We start from the raw sequence: 15,723 nt of genomic DNA, 5'->3' as shown, positions 1-15,723 counted from the left end.
TCCCTCCTGGCTGCCTGCCAAGACTAGACCATGGCGAACGCCACCAGTGCCGCCTTTAGACCTCGATACCCTGCCCGGCCAGGAAGCTGACAAAAGCATCTTCATCCAGCACCTTCAGGCCCAGCTCATTGGCCTTGGCCAGCTTCGAGCCGGCGCCGGGGCCGGCGACCACGCAGTGGGTCTTGGCCGAGACCGAGCCCGCAACCTTGGCCCCCAGGCTTTCCAGCTTGTCCTTGGCCACGTCGCGGCTCATGCGCTCCAGCGAACCGGTCAGCACCCAGGTCTGGCCGGCCAGAGGCAAGCCTTCGGCGACTTTCTTCTCGCTCGACCAGTGCATGCCGAAGTCGCGCAGTTGCGCTTCGATAGCCAGGGCCAGGGCGGCATTCTCAGGCACCTGGAAGAACGCGCGCACCGCTTCAGCCGGCTTGGCCGCCAGGGCCTGGCGCAGGTCGATGCCATCGGCGGCGATGATCTTCTCCAGGCTGTCGAGCTTGGCCACCAGCTTCTCGGCACCGGTGGGCCCGACCGAGGGAATATCCAGTTTGGCAATCAGCCCGGCCAAGGTGGTACTCGCAGCGAATTCGGCGCCCAGCTCGCCTTCATCCTGCAATTGCAGGCCGCGCTCAAGCAACTGGGCGATCACTGTGCGGTTGTGTTGGTCTTCGAAAAAGCTGTGGATCTCGTGGGCGACTTCCAGGCCGATATCCGGCAGGTAGGTCAGCACTTGCGGCAACGCCGCCATGACCCGCTGCAACGAACCCAGCGAGCGCGCCAGGACCTTGGCGGTCTCCTCGCCCACGTCCGGGATGCCCAGTGCATAGATGAAACGCGCGAGGCCCGGCTGCTTGCTCGCCTCGATCGCCGCCAGCAAGTTCTTGCTCGACAGTTCGGCAAAGCCCTCGAGGTCGACAATCTGCTCGAACGTCAGCTGGTAGAGGTCGGCTGGCGAACGGATCAGGCCTTCATCCACCAGTTGCTCGACGCTCTTCTCGCCCAGGCCTTCGATGTCCATGGCCCGCCGCGATACATAGTGGATGATCGCCTGCTTGAGCTGCGCAGCGCAGGCCAGGCGGCCGACGCAACGGTACACGGCGCCCTCGCTGACGGTCTCCTTGCCCTTGCTGCGCTTGACCAGCTGGGTGCGCTCGACTTGCGAGCCGCACACCGGGCACGCGGTAGGAATGTGCACCGGACGGGCGTCTTCAGGGCGACGCTCGGTGACCACCTGCATGACCTGCGGGATCACATCGCCGGCGCGGCGGATGATCACCGTGTCGCCGATCATCAACCCCAGGCGCGCCACTTCGTCCATGTTGTGCAAGGTGGCATTGGACACCGTCACACCCGCCACCTTGACCGGCTTGAGCCGGGCCACGGGAGTTACCGCGCCAGTACGGCCGACCTGGAACTCGACATCCAGCACTTCGGTCAGCTCTTCCATGGCCGGGAACTTGTGGGCAATCGCCCAGCGTGGTTCACGGGCACGGAAGCCCAGCTCGCGCTGGGAAGCCAGGTTGTTGACCTTGAACACCACGCCGTCGATCTCGTAAGGCAGCTCGTTGCGCCGGGCGCCGATATCGCGGTAGTACTCCAGGCACTCGGCAACGCCAGCGGCATGGCGCAGCTCGCGGCTGATCGGCATGCCCCAGGCCTTGAGCTGCTCCAGGGTGCCGATATGGGTGTCGGCAATCGGCGCCGAGACCTGGCCGACGCCGTAGCAGCAGAACTCCAGCGGGCGGCTGGCGGTGATTTTCGAATCAAGCTGGCGCAGGCTGCCGGCGGCAGCGTTGCGCGGGTTGGCGAAGGTCTTGCCGCCGGCGTCGATCTGCGCCTGGTTCAAGCGCTCGAAACCGGCCTTGGACATGAACACCTCGCCGCGCACTTCCAGCACCGTCGGCCAGCCCTCACCCTGCAGCTTGAGCGGAATGTTGCGCACGGTGCGCACGTTAACGCTGATGTCTTCGCCGGTGGTGCCATCGCCACGGGTGGCGCCCTGCACCAGTTGCCCGTCGCGGTACAGCAGGCTGACCGCCAGGCCGTCGAGCTTGGGTTCGCAGCTGTAATCGACGGCGGCGCCATCACCCAGCAGGTCACCGGCCGGCAGGTCCAGGCCCTCGACCACGCGGCGGTCGAATTCGCGCAGGTCGGTTTCTTCAAAGGCGTTGCCCAGGCTGAGCATCGGCACTTCGTGACGCACTTGGCTGAACGCCGAAAGCGCCGAGCCACCGACACGCTGGGTCGGCGAGTCAGCGGTCACCAGCTCCGGGTGTTCAGCTTCCAGGGCCTTGAGTTCATTGAACAGGCGATCGTATTCGGCGTCTGGCACGCTCGGCTCATCGAGCACATAGTAGCGATAGTTGTGCTGGTCGAGCTCGGCGCGCAGCTCAAGGATTCGGGATTCGGCGGTCATGGTGTGTCGTCTCTTGCAAAGCAAAAGAGCAGCCTTGGCTGCTCTTGCGTGTTTCTTATCGCGGGGCAAGCCCGCTCCTACTAGCGCTTCTGGGTCAGCGCGCGGCGCTCGAACTCGACAATGCGCTGGCGGTAGTGCTCGATGGTCTGCGCGGTCATCACGCTGCGCTGGTCATCCTTGAGCTCGCCATTGAGTTCGTGGGCCAGCTTGCGCGCTGCCGCCACCATCACGTCGAAGGCCTGCTTGGGGTGACGCGGGCCTGGCAGGCCGAGGAAGAAGCTCACCGCGCGAGTGCTGAAGTGATCGATGTCGTCGAGGTCGAACACACCGGGCTTGACCGCGTTGGCCATCGAGAAGAGTACTTCGCCATTACCGGCCATGCTTTCGTGACGGTGGAAGATATCCATTTCACCAAAGCGCAGGCCGCTTTCAAGAATGTTCTGCAGCAATGCCGGGCCCTTGAAGCCGCCTTCATCGCGGGAAATCACACTGATCACCAGTACTTCTTCAACCGGCGGCAGGTCTTTGTCCGGCGCGGAACCGTAGCCGCTGGTTTTCGGGCTTTCATCCGGGAAGTCGTCGTCGGCATTGCCAAACAGGTCCGGCTCACGCGGTTCGGCGGCCAGGTTCAGGTCGCCCTGCTGAGGCTCGCTGCCGCGCTTGTTGCGCTTGCTCTTGCCGACCTTGGGTTCACGCTCACGCTCACGCCCGGCACTCATCGACGGCAGATCGTGTTCGTCCAGCGCTGGCTCTTTGTGGTTGTCGAGCACACGCGGCTCACCGATCACTTCAGGGGAGCTGTCATCGTCCGGCAGGTTGGAAAAGCTGCGGTCCAGACGGAATTTCAACTTGCCCTTGCCGCCGCGCATGCGGCGCCAGCCGTCGAAAAGAATACCGGCAATGACAATAATGCCGATGACGATCAGCCACTCGCGCAGACCGATTTCCATGTAATCCCGTGCCTCTGTAAAAAATGCTGAAAAATAAAGGGTTTAAACCCCTTTAAAACGTGGCGCCAACTCTATGTTCTGACAGGCGTTTTACCCACGCAAAAAAATAAGTGACATTAAGCTAGCACGACCAAAGATAACTTTACACCGTCTGTCGCAACTGACAGGGCCATTTACCGCAGGTTCACGCGTTATTGCTTCAAATCAGGCGTCGACCATGGCCATCGCCTCCTCCACATCCACCGCCACCAGCCGTGAACACCCCGGTTCATGCATGGTCACGCCCATCAGTTGATCGGCCATCTCCATGGCAATCTTGTTGTGGGTGATGTAGATGAACTGCACCGTCTGGCTCATCTCTTTCACCAGCCGGGCGTAACGCCCGACGTTGGCATCGTCCAGTGGCGCATCGACTTCATCGAGCATGCAGAACGGTGCCGGGTTCAACTTGAAAATGGCAAATACCAGGGCCAGGGCGGTCAGCGCTTTCTCACCGCCCGAGAGCAGGTGGATGGTGCTGTTCTTCTTGCCCGGTGGCCGCGCCATGATCGTCACCCCTGTATCGAGTAGATCTTCGCCCGTCAGTTCCAGGTAAGCGCTGCCACCACCGAAAACTTTTGGGAAAAGTGCCTGTAATCCGGCATTTATCTGATCAAAGGTATCTTTGAAGCGGTTGCGGGTTTCCTTGTCGATCTTGCGAATGACGTTCTCGAGGGTGTCCAGGGCTTCGACCAGATCGGCGTCCTGGGCATCCAGGTAGCGCTTGCGTTCGGACTGCTGCTGGTACTCGTCGATGGCCGCCAGGTTGATCGCACCCAGGCGCTGGATACGCGCATCGATGCGTTCGAGCTCCTGTTCGGCTTCCTGCTCGCTGGCCTGCTCGCCCAGGGTCGCCAGCACCCCGTCGAGGTCGTAACCGTCGGCGAGCAGTTGCTCCTGCAAGGTCTTGCGCCGCACGCTCAGCCCTTGCCACTCCAGGCGGTGCTGCTCGAGCTGGCCACGCAGCAACTGCGATTGCTGTTCGGCCTGGGTGCGGCGTTTTTCGGCATCACGCAGCTCGCGGTCGGCTTCGTCCATGTGCAGGCGCGCCTGACGCATCTCGTCGTCGACGCTCATGCGTTTTTCCAGCAGCTCTTCAAGCTTGAGGCGCAGCTCTTCGAGCGGTGCCTCGCCCTCCTCCAGGTTCAGGGTCAGCTGTTCGCGTTTTTCGCTCAGGCGCTCGGACTGCAGCTCCAGCCGCTCCAGGGCCTGGCGGGTGGAATCGTGCTGGGCGCGCAGCGACCCCAGGCGCACGGCCAGCTGGTGGCCGTGGTCCTTGTGCTGGCGGGCTTCCTGGCGCACCCGGTCGAGGCGCTCGCGCAGGCTGTCGCGTTGGGCCAGCAACAGTTCGCGCTGTTCGGTGTCCTGGGCCATCAGGTCGAGGGCTTCCTGCAGCTGCAGGCGCGACTCACCGAGGTTTTCGTGCTCGATGCTGCGTTGTTCAAGCAGCTCGGCGAGCTCTTCTTCCAGACGCCGGCGGCGCAGGCTCAACTGCTCGGCGCGGGCCTTGCCGGCCGAGAGCCTGGCGTTGAGCTCGCTTTGCTGGCGCGCTTGGTCCTGGGCGCTGCGACGCAACTGCTCGCGGCGCTCTTCCAGTTCTTGCTGCTGCTCGCGCAGTTCCTGCAATCTGGTTTCCAGTAGCTCCAGCGCCGCTTCATGCTCTTGCAGTTCTTGGCCCAGGCGCTCCAGTTCCTGCCCACGGGCGAGTACGCCACCCTGGGCGTCGCTGGCGCGGCTGACACGCAAAAAGTGCCGGCCAACCCAGTAGCCGTCACGGCTGATCAGGCTTTGCCCGTCTGCCAGCTGAGCGCGCAAGGCCAGGGCCTGATCGAGGCTCTCCACCGGTTTGACCTGGCCGAGCCAGGGCGCCAGGTCGATGCGCCCCTCGACCTTGTCGAGCAGGCTGCCGGGAATACGCACGCCTTCGCCACGGCTGGCGAGCAGGCGCAACTCGCCCTGATCGAAGGCACTGAGGTCCAGGCCTTTGAAGTCTTCGACCACTACCGCCTGCAGGTCGGCGCCGAGCACGGTTTCCACCGCCAGTTCCCAACCCGGCTCGACGCGCAGGCCTTCAGCCAGGCGCGGACGCTGCTCCAGGCCCTGCTCACGCAGCCATTGCGCGGTGCCGGTGCCGGGGTCGAGCGCCGCCTGCTGCAAGGCTTCGAGCGAAGCCAGGCGGCCGCCCAGGCGCTGCAATTCGCCCTGGGCTTGCTGCTGGGCCTGCACCGCCTGCTGCAGTTGTTCGCGCAGGGTTTCTAGCTGCTCGACGACCTGCAGCTCTTCTAGCTGTAGTTCTTCGAGCAGCAATTCACTGCTGGCCACCTGCTCGCCCAGCTCGAGGATTGCCGCGTCTTCCGGGTCGGCGCTGAGCTGGTCGCGCTCTTCGCCAAGCTTGCGCTGGCGCTCGGCCAAGCGCTCGAGGCTGGTTTCCAGCTGCTGGATACGCGCCTGCTGCACTTCGGCCTGGCGCCGAGGTTCGGCCGAGCGGGTGTTGAAGCTGTCCCACTGCTCCTGCCAGCCGTGCATGGTGGTTTCGGCGTCTTCCAGGGTGGCGGCGGCCTCTTCGGCGGCGGCCAGGGTCAGCTCCTGCTCGGGTTCGAGCATCTGCAGCTCTTCGCCCAGGGTGGCGAGCATCGTGCGGTCGTGGCCCAGGTGCGACTCGGTTTCGAGGCGCGCGCGCTCGGCTTCCTTGAAGTCATCCTGCAACTGGCGCAAGCGCTGCTGGCCGTGCTGGATGCTCTGCTCGACCCGGGCGATATCGCCGCCAACCGAATAGAAACGCCCCTGCACCAGGTTGAAACGCTCGGACAGCTCGTGATGGCCATCACGCAGGCGCTCGATGCTGGCATCGGCATTGCGCTGCTCGGCCACCAGCGCTTCGAAGGCCACTTCCTGATCGCCAATCACCGCTTCGCGCTGGCCGACCTGATCGTTCAGGGCCTGCCAGCGCAGGGCTGCCAGTTGCGCCTTGAGCTGGCGTTCCTCGGCCTTGTATTCCTTGTACTTCTCGGCCGCCTGGGCCTGGCGATGCAGACGTTCGAGCTGGCGCTCGAGCTCTTCGCGCAGGTCGGTCAGGCGTTCGAGGTTCTCGTGGGTACGGCGGATGCGGTTCTCGGTCTCGCGCCGGCGCTCCTTGTACTTGGAGATGCCCGCCGCTTCTTCGATGAAATTGCGCAGGTCCTCGGGCTTGGCTTCGATCAGCTTGGAGATCATCCCCTGCTCGATGATCGAATAGCTGCGCGGGCCCAGGCCGGTGCCGAGGAAGATATCGGTAATGTCCCGGCGCCGGCATTTAGCGCCGTTAAGGTAGTAGGTGTTCTGCCCGTCGCGGGTCACCTTGCGGCGAATGGAGATTTCCGCATACGCCGCGTACTCACCGACCAGGGTACTGTCGGAGTTGTCGAAGACCAGTTCGATACTGGCCTGGCTCACTGGCTTGCGGCTGGTCGAGCCATTGAAGATGACGTCGGTCATCGACTCGCCACGCAGGTTTTTCGCCGAGCTTTCGCCCATCACCCAGCGCACCGCGTCGATGATGTTGGACTTGCCGCAGCCATTGGGCCCGACCACCGCTGCCATGTTGCTGGGGAAGTTGACCGTGGTCGGGTCGACGAACGACTTGAACCCGGCCAGGCGAATGCACTTTAAGCGCATGCTCAGGCAGTCGCCAGCGCCGCCAGCACCAGCTCGCAGCTGCGCTGGCAGTACTCGGCCAATACCGTGCGGATACGCACCTGGTCTCGGGCCACCACGGCTTCGAGCAGGTTGGCGAACAACACCAGGAAGTCGTTCATGTTGGCCTTGCGCTGGTCCAGCGCCAGGTAATAGGTACGACTCATGGCCGGCTGCAGGTTCTCGACGGTTTCCTGCAGGTACGGATTGTTGGCAAACGGATAGGCGGCGCGCATCACCGCGAAGCTTTCATCGACGAAGGCGCGGATGTCCTGGCGCTCGAACGCGCCGGTCAGGCGCTGCTGGATCTTGAGGAACGGATGCAAATCGCCATCGTTGCGCCAGTTAAGGGCCACGGCGTTGCCGAGCAGGTTGTACAGCTCGCCCATCAGCGTGCACAGGCTGCGCACATTGTGCTCATTGAGCTCGGTCACATGGGCGCCACGGCGCGGCAGGATGGTCACCAGGTGGCGGCGTTCGAGGATCAACAGCGCCTCGCGCACCGAGCCACGGCTGACATTCAATGCCTGGGTGACCTTCTGCTCCTGGATCCGCTCGGCGGGCTTGAGCTCGCCGCGGATGATCCGCTCGGCCAGATAATGGGCAATTTGCTCGGAGAGGCTGTCCGGCGCCTTGAACGTCATGGTTTTCCTTCAAAATCATTGAACTGTGCACAAGCGCCGAATTGTAGCGCACTTGCCCCCGCGCCGCGCAGTGGCCATGCAGCAGAAGTTGGCACGATTGGCGCAAAAGATTCGGATCACGCAGGGCCAACTATGCTCATAACAGAGCACCTGTGAAAGGGCGGAAGCGCCACGAGAAATTTCCTGACCCAAAGGTCAGAAAATTGTTGACCTGAAAATCAAGTCTGCTTACAGTCCGCTCAACAACAATAAGTCGCTTGTGAGGCCTTCCCGTGATCCAGTTTCTACTTAACCAGGAGCTGCGCAGTGAGCATGCCCTGGACCCCAACCTGACCGTGCTCGAGTATCTTCGTGAACACCTGGGCAAGTCCGGTACCAAGGAAGGCTGCGCCAGCGGCGATTGTGGCGCCTGCACCGTGGTGGTCGGCGAGCTGGCCGAGGGCGAGGACGGCGGCGAGCACATTCGCTACCGCAGCCTCAACTCGTGCCTGACTTTTGTCTCCTCGCTGCACGGCAAACAGCTGATCAGCGTCGAAGGACTCAAGCACCAGGGCAAGCTGCACAGCGTGCAACAGGCCATGGCCGATTGCCACGGCTCGCAATGCGGCTTCTGTACTCCGGGCTTTGTCATGTCGTTGTTCGCCCTGCAAAAGAACAGCGACGCACCCGATCTGCACAAGGCCCAGGAAGCCCTGGCCGGCAACCTCTGCCGCTGCACCGGCTACCGGCCGATCCTCGCCGCCGCCGAGCAGTCGTGCTGCCAGGCCCAGCCGGATCAGTTCGACAGCGGCCAAGCGCAGACCATCGCCCGCCTCAAAGCCATCGCCCCAAGCGAAACCGGCGAGCTCAACAGCGGCGACAAGCGCTGCCTGGTGCCGCTGACCGTGGCCGACCTGGCCGAGCTGTACGGTTCGCACCCCGAAGCCCGCTTGCTGGCCGGCGGCACCGACCTGGCGCTGGAAGTCACCCAGTTCCACAAGACCCTGCCGGTGATGATCTATGTCGGCAACGTCGCCGAACTCAAGCGCATCGACACTCAAGCCGAACACCTGGAAATCGGCGCGGCCACGCCATTGACCGACTGCTACGACGCCCTGAGCCGCGAATACCCGGATTTTGGCGAACTGCTGCACCGCTTCGCCTCGCTGCAGATCCGCAACCAAGGCACCCTGGGCGGCAACATCGGCAACGCCTCGCCGATCGGCGACTCGCCGCCCCTGCTGATTGCCCTGGATGCGCAGATCGTTCTGCGCAAAGGTGACAACACCCGCACCCTGGCCCTGGAAGACTACTTCATCGACTACCGGATCACCGCGCGACAGGAAAGCGAGTTCATCGAGAAGATCATCGTGCCACGGGCCCGCGCCGACTGGGCGTTCCGCGCCTACAAGGTGTCCAAGCGCCTGGACGATGACATCTCGGCAGTCTGCGCGGCATTCAACCTGCGTATCGAGAACGGTGTTGTCGGCGCAGCGCGCATCGCCTTCGGCGGCATGGCGGCGATTCCCAAGCGCGCCCGCGCCTGCGAAGCGGCGCTGGTCGGCAAGGCCTGGAACCAGGCCAGCGTCGAGCGCGCCTGCCAGGCCCTGGCCGAAGACTTCACGCCGCTCTCGGATTTCCGGGCGAGCAAGGAATACCGCCTGCTCAGCGCGCAGAACCTGTTGCGCAAGTACTTCATCGAACTGCAAACGCCGCACATCGAAACTCGGGTGACCGCTTATGTCTAACCATCACGTCGCCAAAAGCCAGGCCGAAATGGCAGAACTGTTCAGCCAGGACCTGACCACCGGGGTCGGCCGCAGCCTCAAGCACGACAGTGCCGACAAACATGTGTCGGGCGAAGCGGTGTATATCGATGACCGTCTGGAATTTCCCAACCAGTTGCATGTGTATGCGCGCCTGTCCGACCGCGCCCACGCCCGGGTGCTGAGCATCGACACCAGCCCCTGCTACGCCTTCGAGGGCGTGCGCATCGCCATCACCCATGAAGATGTGCCGGGCCTCAAGGACATCGGCCCGCTGCTGCCCGGCGACCCGCTGCTGGCGATCGACACCGTCGAGTTCGTCGGCCAGCCAGTGGTTGCCGTCGCTGCCCGTGACCTGGATACCGCGCGCCGCGCAGCGATGGCCGCGATCATCGAGTACGAAGACCTGGAGCCGGTGCTGGACGTGGTCGAGGCGCTGCGCAAGAAGCACTTCGTGCTCGACAGCCACACCCACCAGCGCGGCGATTCGGTCAGCGCCCTGGCCAGCGCCCCGCACCGCCTGCAGGGCAGCCTGCACATCGGCGGCCAGGAGCACTTCTACCTGGAAACCCAGATCTCTTCGGTGATGCCCACCGAAGACGGCGGGATGATCGTCTACTGCTCGACCCAGAACCCCACCGAAGTGCAAAAGCTGGTGGCCGAAGTGCTCGACGTGCCGATGAACAACATCGTCGTCGACATGCGCCGCATGGGCGGCGGTTTCGGCGGCAAGGAAACCCAGGCGGCAAGCCCCGCCTGCCTGTGCGCGGTCATCGCCCACCTCACCGGCCAGCCGACCAAGATGCGCCTGCCGCGGGTCGAGGACATGCTGATGACCGGCAAGCGCCACCCGTTCTACATCGAGTACGACGTCGGCTTCGATGACAACGGCCGCCTGCATGGCATCAATTTCGACCTGGCCGGCAACTGCGGTTGCTCGCCGGACCTCTCGGCCTCGATCGTCGACCGTGCGATGTTCCACGCCGACAACGCCTATTACCTCGGCGATGCCACCATCCACGGCCACCGCTGCAAGACCAACACCGCCTCCAACACTGCCTACCGTGGCTTCGGCGGCCCGCAAGGCATGGTCGCCATCGAGGAGGTGATGGACCATATCGCCCGCCACCTCGCCCTCGACCCGCTGGCGGTGCGCAAGGCCAACTACTACGGCAAGACCGAGCGCAACGTCACCCACTACTACCAGACCGTCGAGCACAACATGCTCGAAGAGATCACTGCCGAGCTCGAAGCCAGCAGTGACTACGCCGAGCGCCGCGAATCGATCCGCCGCTTCAACGCCAACAGCCCGATCCTGAAAAAAGGCCTGGCGCTGACCCCGGTAAAATTCGGCATCTCGTTCACCGCCAGCTTCCTCAACCAGGCCGGCGCCCTGGTGCATATTTACACCGATGGCAGCATTCACCTGAACCACGGTGGCACCGAGATGGGCCAGGGCCTGAACACCAAGGTCGCGCAGGTGGTAGCCGAAGTGTTCCAGGTGGATTTCCAGCGTATCCAGATCACCGCGACCAACACCGACAAGGTGCCCAACACCTCGCCGACCGCGGCTTCCAGCGGCGCCGACTTGAACGGCAAGGCGGCGCAGAATGCCGCCGAGATCCTCAAGCAGCGCCTGACCGAATTTGCCGCACGCCAGTACAAGGTCAGTGAAGAGGACGTCGAATTCCGTAACGGCCATGTGCGCGTGCGCGATGAAATCCTCAGTTTCGAAGCGCTGGTACAACAGGCCTATTTCGCCCAGGTGTCGCTGTCGAGCACCGGTTTCTACAAGACCCCGAAGATCTATTACGACCGCAGCCAGGCCCGCGGCCGGCCGTTCTACTACTTCGCCTTCGGCGCAGCCTGCGCCGAGGTGATCGTCGACACCCTGACCGGCGAGTACAAGATGCTGCGCACCGACATCCTGCACGACGTCGGCGCCTCGCTGAACCCGGCCATCGACATCGGCCAGGTCGAGGGTGGTTTCATCCAGGGCATGGGCTGGCTGACCACCGAAGAGCTGGTGTGGAACGCCAAGGGCAAGCTGATGACCAACGGCCCGGCCAGCTACAAGATCCCGGCGGTAGCGGATATGCCGGTGGATTTGCGGGTGAAACTGGTGGAAAACCGCAAGAACCCGGAAGACACGGTGTTCCATTCCAAGGCCGTGGGCGAGCCGCCGTTTATGCTCGGCATTGCCGCCTGGTGCGCGATCAAGGACGCCGTGGCCAGCCTTGGCGATTACCGCGTGCATCCGCTGATCGATGCGCCAGCGACGCCGGAGCGGGTGCTCTGGGGCTGCGAGCAGATGCGCAAGGCGCAGGCGGCGCAGCAGCCTGCTGCCGAGGTTGAGACAGTCGCTCCGTAGGGCGCCACATAGGTAACTGAACATGCACACCTGGATCAACGCCCTGTCCGACCTGCAGTCCCGCGGCGAGCCCTGCGTACTGGTGACGATCATCGAAGAGCGCGGCTCGACGCCGCGCAACGCCGGCTCGAAGATGGTCGTCAGCGCCGAGCAGTTGTTTGACACCATCGGCGGTGGCCACCTGGAATACAAGGCCATGCATATCGCCCGGCAAATGCTCGCCGAGCGCCGCGAAGCGCCGCACCTGGAGCGCTTCAGCCTCGGCGCCAGCCTCGGCCAGTGCTGCGGCGGTGCCACCGTGCTGCTGTTTGAGCCGATGGGCCAGGTTCAGGCGCAGATTGCCGTCTTCGGCGCAGGCCATGTCGGCCGCGCTCTGGTACCCTTGCTCGCCGCCCTGCCCTGCAAGGTGCGCTGGATCGATTCGCGCGAGCAGGAATTCCCCGAGAGCATTCCCGCCGGGGTCAGCAAGATCGTCAGTGAAGAGCCGGTGGATGAAGTCGATGAGCTGCCCGCTGGCAGCTACTGCATCGTCATGACCCATAACCATCAACTGGATCTGGAACTGACCGCGGCGATCCTCAAGCGCAATGATTTCACCTGGTTCGGCCTGATCGGCTCGAAGACCAAACGCGTCAAGTTCGAGCATCGCCTGCGCGAGCGCGGCTTTGCCGAGGAACGCCTGCAGCGCATGCGTTGCCCGATGGGCATCGCCGAGGTCAAGGGCAAGCTGCCGATCGAGATCGCCGTGTCGATTGCCGCAGAAATCATTGCCACCTACAACGCAAGCTTTGGCCAGCACAACAACGCTGCCAACGCCGGCCCCATTGCCCAATTGCTGCCGCCATCACGGCGCAGCCAAGCCATATGACGAGAGCCCTATGAGCGCAACCCGCAAAGCCTACCGTGCCGCCATCCTGCACAGCATCGCCGACCCTGCTGAAGTAGGCGTCGAAGCCTCCTATCAGTATTTCGAAGACGGCCTGCTGGTGATCGACAACGGCAAGATCAGCGCTGTCGGTCATGCCCGCGACCTGCTGCCGAGCCTGGCCGCCGACATCGAGGTCGAGCACCATCAGGACGCCTTGATCACCCCGGGCTTTATCGACACCCATATCCATTTCCCGCAGACCGGCATGATCGGTTCCTACGGCGAGCAGCTGCTGGACTGGCTCAACACCTACACCTTCCCCTGCGAAAAGCAGTTCGCCGACAAGGCGCATGCCGACAAAGTCGCGAAAATCTTCGTCGAGGAACTGCTGCGCAACGGCACCACCACCGCCCTGGTGTTCGGCAGCGTGCACCCGGAATCGGTCAATGCCTTCTTCGAAGAAGCCGAGCGCCTGGACCTGCGGATGATCGCCGGCAAGGTGATGATGGACCGCAACGCCCCGGACTACCTGACCGACACCGCCGAATCCGGTTATGTAGAAAGCAAGGCGCTGATCGAGCGCTGGCATGGCAAGGGCCGCCTGCACTACGCAGTGACCCCGCGTTTTGCGCCGACCAGCACCCCGGAGCAACTGGCCCTGGCCGGCCAGCTGCTGGGCGAATACCCCGACCTGTACATGCACACCCACCTGAGCGAGAACCTCAAGGAGATCGACTGGGTCAAGGCGCTGTTCCCGGAGCGCAAGGGCTACCTCGACGTCTACGATCACTACAAGCTGCTCGGCCAGCGCTCGGTGTTCGCCCACGGCGTACACCTGTGCGACGACGAATGTCAGCGCCTGGCCGAAACCGGCTCGGCCGTGGCCTTCTGCCCGACTTCCAACCTGTTCCTCGGCAGCGGCCTGTTCAACCTGCCGCAGGCCGAGAAGTTCAAGGTCAAGGTCGGCCTGGGCACCGACGTCGGCGCCGGCACCAGCTTCTCGCTGCTCAATACCCTGAACGAAGCCTACAAGGTCATGCAGTTGCAGGGCGCGCGCCTGAGCCCGTTCAAGTCACTGTACCTGGCAACCCTGGGCGGCGCCCGGGCGCTGAGCCTGGATGACCGTATCGGCAGTCTGCAGCCGGGCAACGATGCCGACTTCGTGGTCCTCGACTACAAGGCCACGGCGTTGATGGACTACCGCATCCAGCAGTCGAACAGCATCGACGAGACGCTGTTCGTGCTGATGACCCTGGGCGATGACCGCACCGTCAAGCAGACCTTCGCTGCCGGGCGCTGCGTGCATCAGCGCTAAGGCTCGCGGAACAGCCCCTTGTACAGCGCGCCGCCGATCACCGCCCCGATCAGCGGCGCGACCCAGAACAGCCACAGCTGCTGCAACGCCCAGCCACCGACGAAAATCGCCGGGCCCGTGCTGCGCGCCGGGTTCACCGAGGTATTGGTGACCGGTATCGAGATCAGGTGGATCAAGGTCAGCGCAAGGCCGATGGCAATCGGCGCAAAGCCTGCCGGGGCACGGCTGTCGGTGGCGCCCATGATGATCAGGATGAACATCGCGGTCATCACCACTTCACTGGCAAAGCCTGCCGCCAATGAGTAGCCGCCGGGGGAATGCTCGGCATAGCCGTTGGACGCCAGCCCCGCCGACAACTCGAAACCGGCCTTGCCGCTGGCAATGAAGTAGATCACCGCCGCACCGAGAATTGCCCCGATCACCTGGGCGATGACGTAGGGCAGCAGGTCTTTGAGTGGAAACCGCCCACCCACCACCAGCCCGACCGACACTGCGGGGTTGAGGTGGCATCCGGAAATATGGCCAATGGCGAAAGCCATGGTCAGCACGGTCAGGCCGAAGGCCATGGCCACTCCGACCAGGCCGATACCAATGGGGAACGAGGCGGCAATCACCGCACTGCCGCAGCCACCCACCACCAGCCAGAACGTCCCGATCAGTTCAGCACCCATGCGTTTGCTCAGGGGCATCGACATATACCAGTCCTCAAGTAGTTGAAGTTCTACGCAAAGCGCGCAAGCCCAACTGCTTGATGAAGGTTTGCGGTGGATCAGGTGAGAATCTAGCAGAGGCTGGATAACCTGCCAGTGGCCTGAAACGCATCGCGGGGCAAGCCCCGCGATTTGATGTTACTGGCCTTCAACCCTTGAGCGGTGCAACCCCACCCCGCTTCTTGGTTTGCAGCAGGTGCGAGAACACCGCGTGCAGGTCATCCGAAGCGCTGTCTTCGTCGAGGTTGAGCTTGCTGTCGATGTGGTCCATGTGGTGCATCATCAGGCTCACCGCCTGGTTGACGTCACGGGCCTCGATGGCGTCGATCAGCTGCATGTGCTCGTCGTAGGAGCAGTGCGAGCGGTTGCCGCTTTCGTACTGGGCGATGATCAGCGAGGTTTGCGACACCAGGCTGCGCTGGAAGCTGATCAACGGGGCGTTGCCCGCCGCTTCCGCCAGTTTCAGGTGGAACTCGCCAGACAGGCGAATGCCGGCACCGCGATCGCCACGGGAGAAGCTGTCGCGCTCTTCGCGGACCATCTGGCGCAGTTCGTTGAGTTGCTCGGCGGTGGCGTGCTCAACCGCAAGCTCGGTGATCGCGCGCTCTACCATGCGCCGCGAGAAGAACACCTGGCGGGCCTCTTCGACCGTCGGGCTGGCCACTACCGCGCCGCGGTTGGGCCGCAGCAGCACCACGCTTTCGTGGGCCAGGCGCGACAGCGCGCGACGGATGATGGTGCGGCTGACGCCGAAGATCTCGCCCAGGGCTTCCTCGCTCAACTTGGTACCCGGCGCCAGACGCTGCTCGAGGATGGCCTCGAAAATGTGCGCGTAGACGATATCGTCCTGGGTTCCGCTACGACCGGCCTTGCCGGTACGCACTGGTTTCTTGAGAGGTTGCAGCTGTTCGTTCATGGGCACTCGAGCACGGAGATCCGCCAGTCGGACCCTGACTGTAATACCAGCCAGAGGGGCGATGGCAAGTCCTGGTAAGAAAA

General features: G+C 63.5%; 10 protein-coding genes. 4 read left to right on the top strand and 6 right to left on the bottom strand.

Annotation, left to right across the window (positions count from 1 at the left end):
- Positions 1 to 55 precede the first annotated feature (55 nt).
- From ligA to ACZ9A3_RS05050, 4 genes are all read right to left on the bottom strand, one after another.
- Entirely contained in the window at positions 56 to 2,410 is a 2,355-nt protein-coding gene (gene ligA, locus ACZ9A3_RS05065) for an NAD-dependent DNA ligase LigA (protein WP_476252196.1), read from the bottom strand.
- Positions 2,411 to 2,490: 80 nt separating this feature from the next.
- Entirely contained in the window at positions 2,491 to 3,360 is an 870-nt protein-coding gene (zipA, locus tag ACZ9A3_RS05060; RefSeq protein WP_045200443.1) for a cell division protein ZipA, read from the bottom strand.
- Between the two features lie 204 nt (positions 3,361 to 3,564).
- Positions 3,565 to 7,053 carry a chromosome segregation protein SMC gene (gene smc, locus ACZ9A3_RS05055; RefSeq protein WP_476252195.1) on the bottom strand — a complete coding sequence of 1,163 codons (3,489 nt, stop codon included), beginning with the start codon at positions 7,051 to 7,053 and terminating at the stop codon, positions 3,565 to 3,567.
- A 2-nt stretch (positions 7,054 to 7,055) separates the two neighbouring features.
- Positions 7,056 to 7,715 carry a GntR family transcriptional regulator gene (locus ACZ9A3_RS05050; protein ID WP_045200438.1) on the bottom strand — a complete coding sequence of 220 codons (660 nt, stop codon included), beginning with the start codon at positions 7,713 to 7,715 and terminating at the stop codon, positions 7,056 to 7,058.
- A 272-nt stretch (positions 7,716 to 7,987) separates the two neighbouring features.
- On the opposite strand from ACZ9A3_RS05050, the gene xdhA reads away from it, so the two are divergent.
- Genes xdhA through guaD form a run of 4 tightly spaced genes read left to right on the top strand, consistent with a single transcriptional unit; the run spans position 7,988 to position 14,014 of the window.
- A complete protein-coding gene (gene xdhA / locus ACZ9A3_RS05045) occupies positions 7,988 to 9,442 on the top strand; it encodes a xanthine dehydrogenase small subunit (RefSeq protein WP_093385476.1) in 1,455 nt (484 codons plus the stop codon).
- The gene (gene xdhB, locus ACZ9A3_RS05040; RefSeq protein WP_476252194.1) at positions 9,435 to 11,831 is read left to right on the top strand and encodes a xanthine dehydrogenase molybdopterin binding subunit; all 2,397 of its coding nucleotides are present in this window, start codon (positions 9,435 to 9,437) and stop codon (positions 11,829 to 11,831) included. Before xdhA ends, xdhB begins: the two co-directional genes overlap by 8 nt.
- A gap of 22 nt (positions 11,832 to 11,853) precedes the next feature.
- Positions 11,854 to 12,699 (top strand): xanthine dehydrogenase accessory protein XdhC, encoded by an 846-nt coding sequence (gene xdhC, locus ACZ9A3_RS05035; protein ID WP_045200432.1) that lies wholly within the window; start codon positions 11,854 to 11,856, stop codon positions 12,697 to 12,699.
- 10 nt (positions 12,700 to 12,709) lie between these two features.
- A complete protein-coding gene (gene guaD / locus ACZ9A3_RS05030; RefSeq protein WP_045200430.1) occupies positions 12,710 to 14,014 on the top strand; it encodes a guanine deaminase in 1,305 nt (434 codons plus the stop codon).
- Here the strand turns inward: guaD and aqpZ are convergent.
- Positions 14,011 to 14,703, bottom strand: a complete 693-nt coding sequence (gene aqpZ, locus ACZ9A3_RS05025) for an aquaporin Z (protein ID WP_401288245.1) — start codon at positions 14,701 to 14,703, stop codon at positions 14,011 to 14,013. The genes guaD and aqpZ overlap by 4 nt on opposite strands.
- Before the next feature lie 169 nt (positions 14,704 to 14,872).
- Positions 14,873 to 15,640 (bottom strand): GntR family transcriptional regulator, encoded by a 768-nt coding sequence (locus ACZ9A3_RS05020; protein WP_036994364.1) that lies wholly within the window; start codon positions 15,638 to 15,640, stop codon positions 14,873 to 14,875.
- Positions 15,641 to 15,723 lie beyond the last annotated feature (83 nt).

It is taken from the genome of Pseudomonas sp. TE4620 (genome assembly GCF_056279045.1).
The sequence above is the reverse complement of the archived record's forward strand: the minus strand, read 5'-3'. Positions and strand labels throughout refer to the sequence as shown.

Bases quoted from the DNA above. Each gene is read 5' to 3' on its own strand.
- aqpZ (WP_401288245.1), bottom strand. From the start codon at position 14,703: ATGCCCCTGAGCAAACGCATGGGTGCTGAACTGATCGGGACGTTCTGG.
- ligA (WP_476252196.1), bottom strand. From the start codon at position 2,410: ATGACCGCCGAATCCCGAATCCTTGAGCTGCGCGCCGAGCTCGACCAG.
- xdhC (WP_045200432.1), top strand. From the start codon at position 11,854: ATGCACACCTGGATCAACGCCCTGTCCGACCTGCAGTCCCGCGGCGAG.
- guaD (WP_045200430.1), top strand. From the start codon at position 12,710: ATGAGCGCAACCCGCAAAGCCTACCGTGCCGCCATCCTGCACAGCATC.
- ACZ9A3_RS05050 (WP_045200438.1), bottom strand. From the start codon at position 7,715: ATGACGTTCAAGGCGCCGGACAGCCTCTCCGAGCAAATTGCCCATTAT.
- ACZ9A3_RS05020 (WP_036994364.1), bottom strand. From the start codon at position 15,640: ATGAACGAACAGCTGCAACCTCTCAAGAAACCAGTGCGTACCGGCAAG.
- xdhB (WP_476252194.1), top strand. From the start codon at position 9,435: ATGTCTAACCATCACGTCGCCAAAAGCCAGGCCGAAATGGCAGAACTG.
- zipA (WP_045200443.1), bottom strand. From the start codon at position 3,360: ATGGAAATCGGTCTGCGCGAGTGGCTGATCGTCATCGGCATTATTGTC.
- smc (WP_476252195.1), bottom strand. From the start codon at position 7,053: ATGCGCTTAAAGTGCATTCGCCTGGCCGGGTTCAAGTCGTTCGTCGAC.